Raw genomic sequence first — 15239 nt, 5'->3', positions numbered from 1 at the left:
TGCATAGGGCTTCACCACATAATTTGCTGAAATGAGAGATGATAATGATAAATTTCAATGTACCAGCAATCGTAGGTAAAGAAGGAGAGTATGTCGAAAAGTCATTTTCTAGTGGACATCTTTCGGGAGATGGAGAGTTTACGCGTTTGTGTGCAAACTGGTTTGAAAGAACTTTTGATGTAAAGAAAACATTAATAACGACTTCTTGTACACATGCGCTGGAAATGGCTGCTATTCTCTTAGATATCCAACAGGGTGATGAAATTATTATGCCATCTTATACGTTTGTATCCACTGCCAATGCATTTGTTTTAAGAGGAGCTAAGATTGTATTCGTGGATATTCGGCCTGATACTATGAATATTAATGAAGATCTTATAGAAGATGCGATCACAGATAAAACAAAAGCAATTGTCCCAGTGCATTATGCTGGAGTACCTTGTGATATGGATAAAATTTTAGAGTTGGGGAATAGGTACAATTTAGCAGTTGTGGAGGATGCAGCACAAGGGATTCTTAGCGAATATAAAGGAAGGAAACTTGGTACCCTTGGTCACTTAGGGTGTATCAGCTTTCACGAAACCAAAAATGTACATTGCGGGGAAGGTGGCGCTTTATTAGTTAATGATGAAACATTTATGGAAAAGGCTGAAATAATACGTGAGAAAGGAACAAACCGATCTAAATTTTTTAGAGGTCAGGTAGATAAGTATACTTGGGTTGACATAGGTTCTTCCTACCTCCCTAGTGAACTGAACACTGCATTTTTAATGGCACAACTTGAAGCCTCAGAAATGATTACAAAGAATAGATTGGCTAGCTGGAATTTATATTTTAATCTATTACAACCTTTGTGTGAATTAAATTTGATCGACTTACCATTTATACCTCTTAATGGTACACATAATGCTCATATGTTTTATATTAAAGTAAGAGATTTAGAAATAAGAACCGAACTATTAAGTTTTTTAAGAAGACATGAAATCATGGCTGTTTTTCATTATGTACCGCTTCATAGTTCCGAGGCAGGATTAAAGCATAGTTCATTCACTGGTGAGGATGTTTATACAACTAGAGAAAGCGAGCGTTTAATTAGATTACCTCTCTATTTCAATATAAAAGAGTCAGATATAAATATTATTGTAGATTGTATATACAATTTTTTTCGACAGTATAGTTGGAGGGATTTAGAATGCTGAAGCTTTTGCATTGGGATTCTATTTTTTTTGCTATGAATATGGCGGAAGTATCTACTACTTCGGAAGTTTCAAACTCATATTTTCAACATGTTATAGAAAAGAATAAATTAGATTTTATACAAGCACTTTGTGAAATTGATGATATAACGACTATTCATTTTCTCGAAAATGAAAATTTCCACATAGCAGATACGAAAGTGACATTTGAGACTACAATCGAAACTAACGTACACAGTAAAAGTTCTCTTGTATTAGCTACGGAGCATGACTTTCCTATTTTACAAAATATGATGACTGGATTATTTAAAGATAGTAGATATTTTTGTTATCCACATCTTTTTGATAAAGGAAAAGTGGATGAGTTATATAAACTCTGGGTGAAAAAGTCTATTACTGGTGCGTTTGATGACTATTGTCTTGTCATTAAATTAAATGAAGAAATTCTTGGATTCGTGACAATTAAAGAAGATTTAATAGATGGAAAGGCAAGAATAGGTTTATTAGGAATTGATTTGAAACACCAAAACAATGGAGTAGGCACGAAGTTACTGACAGAATTAAAGAGATTTCTTGAAAGTAGGCCGATTGAACAAATAGTAGTTTCCACACAAGGTCGAAATTATAGTGCATTAAATTTATATATAAAGTGTGGCTATAGAATTCAAAAAATGGAAAGTTGGTATTACTGGACAAGGGAGTTGAAAGAAAGGTACAAATGAAACTTCCTAGCTCCCCAAGATGACAGTGTTCTCTTTGTATGATGAGGGTGCTGATCAAGGCTAGTTCATAGATTCACCATAAGATCTTCTAAGACGAAAGCTTAGAATAAAGGATAATTAAGTCTTTTATAGAAATAGTACATCATTCACAGTAATTATTTTCAATCTATGAATAATTCTGAGTATTCTGAGAAGGGATGATGTTTATGAAGTGGGGAAAATATCTTTCTGGAATTTTATTAGCCATTTTAGTTTTAAGTATGTCAATAGCTCCAGCCTCAGTTGAGGCCAATTCATCAAGTTCAACGGCGAAGGATACTGCTACGTCACTTTCGCTTAATACGACTCAAGCGCTGGAACCTATCAGCACGACTGAGGCTGTATATGGTGAGACTCTTAAAGTGAACAATCATCGGGTTACATTAATGTCTAATTTCAATGTGAACGGTGATCTCATGAGTTTCACTGATTCTTTAACGACAGCTGATCCAACAGATTTTTGGTTCTTTAACGTACCTACGGATAGAAGCATTCTGGCTCAGATCAAGTCCAGTAATCCCAATTATAGATTTGACTTGTACTCGATTGATTGGAGCACGGGGACAGCAAGTTTGACGGGTTTTGGAGGAAAGGCTTCTGAATTGAAGTTTGCTACAGACTTAAAAGCAGGGGACTGGGGCCTTCGTGTTACTTCCACAGGAACGGTAGGTGAAGGCTATAGTATCCACATGAATGCGGCCTCGCCAGCGGATACACCGATTAATGGTAAGACAGCCAAGCTAACATCCTATTCTAATAATTTGTTATATACGGTCATTGAGTATCCAAACGGAGATATTAAGGTGAATGGGACCCAAATTGCCAATACAACGGTGGCGAACCCGAATTTGGAATGGTCAAGAGAATTCAACTTCTCTAGCGGTGGCAGTTACTCTTCAAGGAGTCATAATGTATCAGATGTTCGGGTTAAAAGTATCACTACGCCTGTGAAATATACCTCAAATTATGCAAGCTCGGATAATGCTGTTTTGATTGTTTTAAATGAAGATACGCTTTTTACCTATTTTGAATCTGCATATAGTTCAGGCAATCCACCGTATCACAGTTCCTCTTTTGTTGACACCAGTGGCAGAACTACGCCGAGACGTCTAGATTTTATTGATATGGCTGGAGATCCAGACATTCTTGTGTATGATCTAGATAAAAAGAAAGTAATTGATTTGGTAAGTAACTTAAATTACTACTACGCAAAAGGAATCGAGCCTCAGCCAACGGTAGTTTACTATAACTAACGTCGTAGAAAAAAATTAAATTTATTTTAGTAGTTTCAAACATTCACAAAGAGTTTATTATATTCGTATAATAAACTCTTTTGCCTATTATACCACTTCAATCTATAGGAATAGAATGCTTTGTCAATGTAAAATTGGAATAACTATGAATGAAAACATTATCAATTCCAATTGACAATGGATAACTTTGGGTGGTATAGTCAAAAATGTGGGCGAGAGCTTCACTTCATTTGATGACGAAGGGAATGTTAGTGCATGCAAGGTAAAGTAAAATGGTTTAACGCAGAAAAAGGTTATGGTTTCATCGAAACGGCTGACGGCGGCGACGTATTTGTACATTTTTCCGCAATTCAAACAGAAGGCTTCAAAACACTTGAAGAAGGACAAGACGTGGAGTTCGACATCGTCGAAGGCGCACGTGGACCACAAGCCGCTAACGTAACCAAATTATAATCATCCCCGGCATAGCCGACCTACATAATTGGTAAGATGGTTAGCAATGGATAACGCGCTAGCAACTGCCCTGGAATATATTCCAGGGCTTTTTTATGTTTTCTACATACAAAAAAGAGCCCCTTACACGGTGGTAAGGGGTTCAACATAACAGAACCTTTACTCTAGAGAACCGTCAAAGTCAGCCATCTCCACAAAAATGGTATTGGAGGAGGCAGATTGTTTCTCTACGCGTCCGTCTGGATAACGGAATTGATAGCGCAGGATGGCCTGGGCGATCAAGTACGCGCGGAGTGCAGATTCGATATCGAAGGAGAAGACGATGACGGCTTTATGGTCAGGATCAAGCTGGCCTAACGGGATACCTTGGAGCAGATTAGGATGCGGAATTGGCACAGAGTTCACGGTGACGGTTCTCAATACAAGGAAATCTTCGGCTGAGAATGGTGCTGTGAGCAATAGCTCTTCCAGTGGAGTATTGCCGATGTTTTCCACCTGGACGGTGAAGGACAGGGTATCTTCTTGCCCGACACGCAGAGCGCTGGAGCTAAGTGTAAGTTTAGGGATGGCTGCGATGACGGCCACGCCTACAGTGTTGGTTTGGGCGGTTTCCTGCAGGGTCTCTCCACCACTACGACGTGAGGTATATTCGATGGTGGCCTGGTTGCTGAATGTTCCATCTGCAGGTGCTTCACGAATTTGTGCCTGGAGCGTAAGGGTAAACGTCTCCCCTGGTGCAATATCCGGGAGTGTGATACCAGTGCCAGGATTAGCGCCTGGCTGTGCTTTCTCTTGGACAGTTAGGCTGTTGGGTACATAAACAAGTCCATGCGGCAACGGGTCCGTGAACAACGGATACTGCGCCGAGATTCCCCCCTTATTTGTAATCTGAATGGTGAAGGTCAGTGTGTCTCCTACAGAGGCGTCATGGGTGTTCACCTGTTTCACTAATTCGAGCAGTGGGAATACCACTGGGATCGTCACGGTATTTGTAGTCAATGTGCCTGGTACGATTCTTCCTCCAGGCAATGTAAATGAGTAGGTAAAGGCAGCTTGATTTACGATGTAGCCAGATGGTGGTGTCTCGGATACGTTTACCTGATAAGTCAGGGTCAATGACTGACCAGGTTCCACAGAACCTAGACTAACTCCGACAGCAGGATCGGCTTCTGCCAACGATTGACCGTCCAGCTGGATGCTGCCAGGAATGTATAGGGTTCCGGCAGGAATAAAATTCTGCAGAATAACTTCTGAAGTAATGTTGCCAAAGTTATGGAGCAGTACCGTGTAGGTCAGGGTTTCTCCTGCTAGGGCCTCCTTATTTTCTGTGGAGATGTTTGCGGAAAGCTGCGGATCAAAAACAGCTACAGTCACGGTATTGCTGGTGACCTCGCTCGCACCGCCACTATCAGCATACTGAAGTCGCACATTATTATTTAGACGTCCTCCGACCGGCAGAGATTGAACATTTATGGTGTAGGATACGTTAATTGTCTGTCCCGCCTGTAAGCTGCCGATAAAGAGTGGTTCACCCGGCTTGCTAGAGGCAGATGGAGAACCGTTAATTTTCAAGCTGTCCGGATTTATGATGGTGCCACTTGGTACGTAATCGGCTAATACGATGTCGGTAACGACGGAACCTCCATCATTAACAAGGGTCAGCTGATAAGGCACAGCATCACCCAATGCGACAGTAGATACCGTCGTGTGCAGCACAGCTGACAAGGCTCCTTGATCGGCAGCGGCTACTTTAACCGAGACGGAAGGCGAAGTGGTTTGCTGATCTAGGCTCCGTCCATCTGGTAACTGGTAGGAGTAAGTCAGCGAAGCTTGATTCTCTAGTAAGCCCGACTCAGGGACACGAACGACAAGTGCGGAGAAGACAGTAGTCGTTTTTTCTCCTGGTGCAATAGCGCCTAGCGTAATACCTTGTTCTGGACTGGCACCATATTGAGCAACTCCATTAACCGAAACAGAGCCGGGAACAAAGGAGAGATCAGGTGGCAATAAGTCAGCCAACAAGCCGAGGGCCCCAATATTTCCGGTGTTTTCCGCGATGATGGAATAGGTGACGCTTTGACCCGGATGTGCGATCTCTGTATTGGTTAATTTCGTAAGGTTCACTACAGGCTGGAGTATAGCAACCGTCACAGGATTGGACAAAATGGCACTCGATTCTTCACCATTTGTGAGCAACAAGCGGGCCTGGTTGGTACGCGGTCCCGGCTGTTCGGTAGCTGCGATACGGACTTCAAAGGATATAAGGGTCTTGGTATTCGCTTCTAATGAAGGCAACGGTATGCCATCACTAGGATCGATTCCAGCCACGGTAGACCCGTTAATCTGAACTGAGTCTGTAATAAACTCGATATCCTCTGGCAATGTATCCAGCAAACGGGCATTTTGCACGGTGTCCGCATCCTCGTTATGAATCACGAGTTCATACGTCAGGGTATCGCCAGTAGTGGCGAAAGGTGAGCTTACGCTTTTACTTAAGGTGATATCTAGCGGTGACACGGCAACCTCAACGATGTTGGATAAATGGAATCCGCCAGCCTCTCGGCCATCTGGAGCATTAAAGCGATAGCCTACCTCAGCCTGATCTACCAGTAGTACAGCTGTAGGGATGGAGGATACCAGCACTTGGAAAGTAACGGTTGCCGATTGTCCTGGTGCTATAGCTGGAGTCGGGATGCCGGAAACTGGGCTTGCACCAGGAGCAGCGATGCCGTTAATCGTCACTGTATTTGGAAGAAATACGGAGCCGTCTGGAATATTGTCACTTACCGTAGTTGAGGCAGCAATGTTTCCGGTGTTGGATACGACAATCGTGTAGGTGATGATGTCACCTATGGTGGCATTGTTGGTGCTGCTTGTTTTGACTGCTGTCAGGATCGGCTGGAAGACTGGAATAGTCACCACATTAGATGTTGAGCTGCCGGTAAATGCCCCGCTGGTAAAGCTAACTGATGCCTGATTGGTTAATTGTGCAGGTGTAGGCAAGAAATCAACTCGAACCTGGAATGTAACGGTAGTAACGGCTCCAGGAATGAGTGTACCGATGGCAATACCGAATCCCGGATTTCCATCAGGGAAGGAGGTTCCGTTTATAGTAACACTGCCATTCACAAAGGAGCTTCCCGCCGCAATGATATCTGAAACCACTATATTATTGGCAGTACTGATTCCATTGTTGGAGACAGCCAAGGTATAGGTGATGATATCGCCGACAATGGCGTCTGTAGCTGCTGTTCCTTTGACAATGCTCACATCTGGCGAAGATACAGAGATACTAACTGTGTTGGATACAACTGATCCTGATACGGTTCTGCCATCCGGCGGTTGGAAAGTGAATGAGCCTGATGCTTGATCGACCAGTACCTGTGGATTAGGCAGAGCATTGATAACGGTTTGGAAAGTTACGGATACCGTTCCGCCCGGCAGCACAGATCCAACCGGGACGCCCGTTTCGATGGACACACCAGGTTGTGGACTGCCAGCGATACTGACACTGTTGGCAAGGAATGATGATCCGGCAGGGATATTATCACTGATCGTAAGGGCAGCTGCAATATTACCGTTATTCACAGCTGTAATCGTATAGGTTAGTGTATCGCCGACGGAGGCGTTAACAGTGCTCGATGCTTTAGTAAGTGTAATTAACGGCTGGAACACAGGGACGATGAGTGGATCGGAAAAGGCAGTGCCGGTGAACGTTCCGCTGGTAAATGTGACGGATGCAATATCCGTGAGCAGTGGTGGTTGCGGCAAGCTTTGGACAGAAGTTTGGAAACTCACGATAAATGTATTTCCAGGTGCGACGTTTCCAATGACAATTCCAGCAATGGGCGAGGCGTTAGGGAAAGGTACCCCGTCGATAAGGACACTACCCGGAACGAATGAAGTACCTGCTGGGATTGTATCGGTTACAACGGTATCTGTGACGGAATCCACACCGCTATTCGTAATACTCAGTGTATATCTGATCGTATCTCCAACTACAGCGGCTGCCAGACTGGATGTTTTAGTCACCTGAATATTAGGTGCAGACACAGCGACATTAACTGTATTGGATGTGACAGTACCGCTCAGCACTCTACCATCCGGTGGTGAGTACGTAAAGTTCACTTGCCCTTGGTCCGTCAGTATAGGCGGAGTTGGCAGAGACGAGACGATGGTTTGGAAACTTACTGTGATACTGCCTGAAGGGGCCAGTGATCCGAGTGTTATGCCTGTAACTGGCGAAGCTCCTGGCACCAGGATGCCGTTAACGACTACGCTGTTAGGTAATAGTTCAGAACCTACAGGAATGTTATCCGACAGAACAGGTGAAACGGCGATATTTCCAGTATTGGTTAACGTCAAGGTGTAGACCAATGTCGATCCGATCTGTGTGTTGATGGTATTAGCGGTTTTGGTCAGGCCGATGATCGGCTGATAAACGGGCAAGGTCACCGGATCGGATTGCGAAGACGAGGTCAACGCGCCTGAAGTAAAGCTGACAGTCGCTTGGTTGGTTATTTGCGGCGGCTGAGGCAGACTGGCAACGGAGACCTGGAATGTAACGGCTGCTGAGCCACCTACTGCAATGGTGCCTACAGGGATACCTGAGATTGGTGACGCAGCAGGCACAGATGTGCTATTCACGGTCACACTGCCGGGGACAAAGCTGGTGCCTGGCGGCAGTGGATCAGATACGACGGCATTCACGACTGGGCTGATTCCGTTATTCGTAGCGACCACGGTATAAGTAATGGTATCTCCGACTACGGCAACTGTGGCAGAGGCTGTCTTGATAACGTCCACATCCGGCGAAGAGACGGAGACGGTCACGACTGGAGATACTGCACTTCCGGTCAGGACACGGCCATCTGGTGGCTGATAACTGAAAGCAGCGGTCGCCTGATTGACCAGTGTACCCGACGCGGGTAGTGAGGTAATAACTGCCTGGAAGGTCAGTGCGACGGTCGTAGCGGCGCCTATAATACCTAAGGGAATCCCGATGGTTGGATCTGAGCCAGGTGCGGCCGTGCCGTTGATCACTACACTATTAGGGATAAAGGCAGCCCCGGCTGGAATCGGATCAGTAAGGACGGTATCGGCGCCAATGTTCCCAGAGTTAGTAACAGAGAATGTGTAGGTCACAGTATCTCCAACCGTAGCTCTTCCCGTTCCTGCACTTTTTGATACAGTGACGATAGGTTGGTACACAGGGATGGTAACAGGGTTGGACACAGAAAATCCATTAAATGCACCTGAAGTAAAGCTGACGGTCGCTTCATTGGTGATGGACGCTGGTGACGGCAGCGATTGTACGCTAAGCAAGAAGCGAATAGTGGCTCCGCCACCGGCTCCAAGCGTCCCGACGGGAATGCCGTTTTGTGGGTTGGCTGTAGCAACAGGAGTGCCATTAATTGTAACGCTGCCCGGTACAAAGGCGGTTCCGAAAGGAATGGTGTCTGTTACGATTACGCCAGTCACTGGATCGAGTCCGTTATTGAACGAAGTTATGACGTAGGGAACCGAATCACCTACGACAGCGACTGCCACATCAGCTGCCTTCGTGACTGTAACATTCGGTGATGAGATCGGAATGGATACGGGCAAGGCTGCACCGCTGCCGGTCAACGTTCGTCCATCCGGCAGTTGGAACGTGTAGTTCACAGTGGCTTGGTTGGTTAGTATAGAGCCAGGTGGTACCGATATGACCACGGCGCTAAATGAGACGGTTACCGTCGCACCTGGGGCGACCGAGCCGATATTAATACCTGTAATCGGGTCTGCCCCGGGAATAGGCGCACCGTTGACCAACACGCTATTTTGATTCAGGCTAAGCGAGCTGGATAACAGATCAAGCACGACTGTCTCTGCGGGCGCATTGCCTGTATTCGTGACAGTGATGACAAAACCAAGCGTATTCCCTACGGTTGCACGATCTGCGCTCAGAGTATTGGTCACATTCAAAATCGGCTGAAATACAGGCAGGCTGACTTGATTCGAGACGGATTGGCCTGCGAAAGCCCCGGAATTAAAGGAGACCGTTGCCTGATCCGTTGACAAACCTGATGCTGGCAAGGAGGTTACTGTGGCCTGGAAAGTGACCGTTGCTGAGCTGGCAGAAGGGACAGTGCCCACGGACACGCCTGTGGCAATGTTGGCTCCTGGTATAGTGACACCGTTGACTTGTACGGAGTTAGGTACAAAAGTAGTACCGTCAGCAATCGGGTCGATAAAGACCGTTCCTGTCACAGGTGTAATGCCATTGTTTGCTGCGGTAATGGTGTACGTTATGGTGTCTCCAAAGGCTACAGACGTCTGATTGACTGTTTTGGTCACGGTCACATCTGGATTGGATACAGGTATAAACACCGGATTGGATTGGACGCTTCCGTTTAATGTTCGACCGTCTGGAGGCTGGAAAGTGAATGTGGCTGAACCTTGATTTAACAGCCCCAAGCCTGTAGGGACAGCATTAATGACCACTTGAAAGGTTAAAGCGACAGAGGCTCCCGCTGCAATATTTCCAACCACCACACCCGTTTGGGGGTTAGCCCCGGCAACAGGTAAACCATTTACAGTGACGCTGTTGGGTATAAAGGAGGAACCTGATGGAATGGCATCGGTAAAGGTAGCTGTTGCTGCTAAATTACCTGTATTTTGGGCGGTCAGTGTATAGACTACGGTATCGCCTACGGTTGCTTGACTCATATTAGCAGTTTTAACGAGGTTGATAATAGGTTGGTAAACGGGAACGACAACGGTGTTGGAGAGTGAGGTGAAATTCAGTGTGCCACTGGTAAAAGAAACCGTTGCCTGGTCACTCAGTTGGGGTGGATCAGGTAGACTGTTAACAGATACGGAAAAGGTGACCGTTGCTGACGCCCCAGCAGCGATAGAACCGATTGGAATCCCGGTCACGGGGCTGGCTGACGGCAGCGTTGTTCCATTTACGATAACGGAGCCAGGAACAAAAGAGGAGCCTGTCGGAATGGTATCAGTCACGCGGACATCTGTTACGATTTCGATGCCACTATTGGTAGCTGTAATAGTATAGGTTATCGTATCACCAGGAACGGAATCAGTTGCCGAGGTGCTTTTACTGACCTGCACATTGGGCGATGAAACAGGAATTGTGACGATATTGGACGAAACATTGCCGTTAACAATCCGGCCATCGGGCGGTTGAAAGGAAAAGCTGATATTCGCCTGGTCGGTGAGTTGGGGAGGTAAAGGCACGGAAGTAATCACCACCTGAAAAGTTGTTTGAGTTGTGGCTCCTGGTGCAATGGAGCCAATAGACAGACCTGTTGCGGGACTGGCACCCGGAGCAGGAGTACCGTTAACGACCACACTGTTCGGCACCAGTGCCGAGCCTGTGGGGATATTGTCTGTTAATGTGGCAGCAGCAGCAATGTTTCCATTGTTGGTCACTGCCACAGAATACGTAACGATATCGCCAACCGTTGCCTGTAGGGGGTCAGCAATTTTACTTACAGTTAGCACTGGAGCATTGACGGCTACTGTCACCGGATTAGATACTGAAACACCTGAAAAAGCGCCGCTGGTATAGCTGACACGCGCTTGATTGGTGAGCTGCGGTGGGCTCGGCAATGGAGAGGATACCGTGACCCTGAACGTGATCGTCGCCCCTCCTCCTGGGGCAATGCTCCCAACCGGGATACCTAATGCCGGATCTCCGTTAGCCACTGCGATGCCATTCAGTGTTACGCTGCCCGCAGTGAATTGGGAGCCGGGCGGGATCGGATCGGAAACGACCACATTGTTCACTGCCTGGATACCGTTGTTGAGTACTGTCAGCGTGTATAACACTGAATCGCCTGGAATGGCAGTGGAACGGTCTGCGGTCTTTGAAATGGACACATTTGGCGCAGACACAGGAATGGATAACACGTTGGATGATGAGCTATCTGTTCGCACTCGCCCATCAGGCAGCGTAAAGGAAATGGCGGCGTTGGCCTGGTCTGTCAGCACAGATGGCGTTGGAAGAGAGGTCACTACAGTTTGAAATGTCAGTGTGATCGGGCTTTGCGGTGACACGGTTCCGATAAAAATACCTGCTGCTGGACTGGCTCCCGGCTGACTAACACCATTGATTACCACGCTGTTCTCTATAAAAGTAGACCCGGAAGGAATAGCATCAGTCAGCGTGACAGAAGCATTATAGTTGCCGCTATTTGTGACCGACAAGGTATACAAAATCGTGTCGCCAATCGTAGCTGCTGTTGTACTTGCAGATTTGGCGACGCTGATACGCGGCTGATAAACGGGCACAGCAACCGTATTCGTCTGGGAGGTTCCGGTAAAGGTGCCACTGGTAAAACTGACACTGGCCGTGTTTTGCAGCGGCTGTACGGACGGGACGGCATTGACCAGCACGGCATAGGACACTAGAACAGATGCGTCTGCGCTGATGTTGCCGACAGGAATACCGCTTCTGGGGTCAGCCGTGCTCACAGGTGAACCGCCAACGGTTACGCTCCCGGGTACAAATGACAGACTACTAGGGAGCGGATCGGTAATCACGGCGTTGGTGATGGGATCAATTCCGTTATTAACGGCATTTACACTGTAGGTTAGCGTTTCGCCTACACTAACGGATGTGAATCCGGCAGACTTGGTTACTGCTACGTTGGGGAGCGATATGGATACGGAAACGATATTTGAAAGAAGTGTGCCCGACAGGGTTCTCCCGTCTTGCAATTGATAGGAATACTGGAGCTGTCCCTGATCGTTTAATCCACCTCCGGGTGGGAGAGAGTCTACTGTGGTGCGAAACGAGACTGTAATTTGTGCTCCAGGATTCACTGTGCCTACTGGAATTCCGGTATTGGGGTTGGCCCCCGGAACCGAAGATCCGCCAACAATGACGCTCCCTGGAATAAAGGTGGAGCCTGCCGGTACAGTTTCCGTTAAGGTCGTATTTAACACGGCTGTACCGGTGTTGGCGATGAGAAATGAATAAGTAATCGTTCCACCGACGCTGGCACGGTTGGAGCTTGCGCTTTTAGTAATCGTTGGCGCTGCAATCACGACAGGTATAGCTACAAGATTGGACAACGATGATCCGGTAAAGGCACCGGAGGTAAAGCTGACAGTTGCGCGATTGTTGATTTGCGAGGGAGAAGGCAATGAATTAATGGCTGCTCGAAAAACAACTGTTACCGATGCGCCTGGAGCCAAAGTGCCAATTGGAATCCCGTTTACAGGCGAAGTTGTCGTAGCTGGTGTTCCGTTTACAGTGACACTGCCAGGTACGAAGGCAACTCCGCTAGGTAGCGGATCAGTCACCACGACATTGGTCACATTTGCAATGCCGTTGTTTGTGGCGGTTATCGTAAACTGAATGGTTTCTCCAACAGCAGCAGCCGCTAAGGAAGAGGCTTTGGTCACGGTCACATTCGGCGAGGATACAGGAATGGTGAGCGTGTTGGATGTGCCGTTTCCATTCAATAAGCGTCCGTCAGGTGGCGTAAAGGTGTACGTGTAAGTCGCCTGATCTGTCAAGTTGCCAGAGGCAGGAACAGCATTGACGAGGGTCTGGAAGGTCACCGGTATAGTAGACCCCGTATTAATCGTTCCTACTGAAAAGCCAACAGCAGGATTGGCAGCAGGCACGGAAGAACCGCCAATGGTCACACTGCCCGGAACAAAGGATGAGCCCGCCGGAATGCTCTCTGTAAAGTTGAGATTCGCAGCAATGCTACCCGTGTTGGATATTTGAAACGTGTACGTAATGGTGTCTCCTACTGTAGCAGCCGATGTATTGGCACTTTTAACAATCCCAATAACGGGTTGATAGATCGGTGTACTCGCAGTATTGGACGGAACGCTACCAGAGATGACAGGCCCGCCAGGCACGGTTTGAAAGGAAAAGGCTGCCGATGCCTGATTGCCTAGCTGCGCATTGGCTGGCAATGAGGTGACTGTTGCTCGGAATGTAATGGTTACCGTGGAAGAAGGAGCTACGCTGCCCACTGTAATACCTGTTGCAGGATTGGCTGTGGGCTGGGCAGTGCCCGCGACAATAACGCTGCCGGGTACAAAGGTAGCTCCGGCTGGGATGATATCGGTAAGTACTGTGTTAGACGCGCTGACGAGCCCCGTATTTGAAATGTTAACCGTGTAAGTAACTGTATCGCCAATAACCAATCCCGTAGAGCTAGCAGTTTTGGTTAGAGTCACCAGCGGAGCATTGATATCAATTTGAATGGCATTGGCATTGACGGTATAAATATCGCCATTAGTGGTTAGTTGAAGGACACCGCTGGTTTGGCTGTTTAGCAGTGTGGATGAGATATCGACGTTGGTAATGTCCCAGCCTTGCCGCCCCCCCGTGACCTGCGTCCCAGGTGTCCCATTCACCGCATTAGTGGTACCGAAGCTCCCTGTCGTGACGAGTGTGCCATCATCCCCGTTAATTTGCGACGCAAAAAAATTAGTCGAAAAATTGTTGGGCCCAGACAGCGCAGTTAAGCTGGATGTGGTAGGTCCAAATAACGCACGATCCCCGGTGATATCCACGTCACCCTCTTGGGCGCTAATTAACGCCCTGCCGCGCAAAGTCCCCTGTACAGGCGTGGCAAACCCGCTCACTACCACGTTGACCGAGCCAGTAGCGCTGCTAACTCCTTCACCGCCTACACGCAGCGATAGGTTACGGAAGGGGAGAGACGGGTTATTGTATACCACTGCCAGTGTCCATCCAGCGTGGTTGGTGTTGGTAGAATCGGGGACCGTGATGGTGCCCGTTACATTTCCGACCGTGTATGCTCCTGCGCCGCCTTGAATGACCAGATTTGTTACATTTGCGGTTCTCACATAGGTACTGAGACTGGTGACGTTGACCGATGTTGCAGATTCAGGGCTGACTGTAGTAGATAAAGCAGGCGTCTGAAATGTGATCGGATTGCTGGCGCTGGACAATACATTGGTACTGCCGTTGGCATAGCTTCCTCCCCAAATAAGCTCAGCATATAGCACTGTACTGCCCGCAGGGAGCACAAGGAATGCCGTCGATGAGTTACTGGCAAAAGCAGAAGTCGTGCCAAATGGATATGTGCCGAAGCGTGAGGATGTATTGGTTGTGATGAAAGCACCAATGCTGGTCGCTGTACCCGGCACCCCTACCGAAGTAGAACGTGCCAGCCCGAGTGTATTTCCTATAAAGGTAATAGCCCCGGTCTGGTTCGTTGCATAACGCTGAATAAAAGCCATGGATTAACTTCCTACTTTCCATCTCTTCCCAATTAGTTGTCTTAGGGGTTTTCGTAGAGGAAGAGCCAGCTGGGCTGGGTGTAATGATCCTTTCGTATAAATTGCCTGCATGATAATCAGGTCTTGCATACGGCATAAGTTCCTATACCTGATTCAGCTTGATATGGCCCCCCCTCCCTCCTTCGATAAAATAGATTAGCATGAGCTCCAAATAGTGGATCTGTCACGACACCAGCGGAGTAGCTATTTAAATATCTCTTCATTATTCACATATGTATGCGAGCTAAAATTAAACATGACCCTTTTCATAGAATGGCGTTATTGGAAGCGTTTTATCGAAT

General features: G+C 47.2%; 5 protein-coding genes. 4 read left to right on the top strand and 1 reads right to left on the bottom strand.

Annotation, left to right across the window (positions count from 1 at the left end; all coding sequences use genetic code 11):
* The first annotated feature begins 44 nt into the window (after positions 1 to 44).
* From rffA to C400_RS0111715, 4 genes are all read left to right on the top strand, one after another.
* Positions 45 to 1199 carry a dTDP-4-amino-4,6-dideoxygalactose transaminase gene (gene rffA / locus C400_RS0111730; RefSeq protein ID WP_017427091.1) on the top strand — a complete coding sequence of 385 codons (1155 nt, stop codon included), beginning with the start codon at positions 45 to 47 and terminating at the stop codon, positions 1197 to 1199.
* Entirely contained in the window at positions 1193 to 1918 is a 726-nt protein-coding gene (locus tag C400_RS0111725; RefSeq protein ID WP_017427090.1) for a GNAT family N-acetyltransferase, read from the top strand. The genes rffA and C400_RS0111725 overlap by 7 nt, the downstream gene beginning before the upstream one ends.
* Positions 1919 to 2178: 260 nt before the next feature.
* Positions 2179 to 3210: a hypothetical protein gene (locus tag C400_RS0111720; protein WP_232795357.1), complete on the top strand. Its 1032-nt coding sequence runs from the start codon at positions 2179 to 2181 to the stop codon at positions 3208 to 3210.
* A 255-nt stretch (positions 3211 to 3465) separates the two neighbouring features.
* Positions 3466 to 3663 carry a cold shock domain-containing protein gene (locus tag C400_RS0111715; protein ID WP_013373372.1) on the top strand — a complete coding sequence of 66 codons (198 nt, stop codon included), beginning with the start codon at positions 3466 to 3468 and terminating at the stop codon, positions 3661 to 3663.
* Positions 3664 to 3822: 159 nt separating this feature from the next.
* On the opposite strand, the gene C400_RS0111710 is transcribed toward C400_RS0111715, so the two are convergent.
* Positions 3823 to 14898 (bottom strand): DUF11 domain-containing protein, encoded by an 11076-nt coding sequence (locus C400_RS0111710; protein ID WP_017427088.1) that lies wholly within the window; start codon positions 14896 to 14898, stop codon positions 3823 to 3825.
* Positions 14899 to 15239: the final 341 nt, after the last annotated feature.

Origin of the sequence: Paenibacillus sp. ICGEB2008 (genome assembly GCF_000307675.1) — a bacterium.
Taxonomy (GTDB): domain Bacteria; phylum Bacillota; class Bacilli; order Paenibacillales; family Paenibacillaceae; genus Paenibacillus; species Paenibacillus polymyxa.
This window is presented reverse-complemented; position numbering and strand designations above follow the sequence as displayed.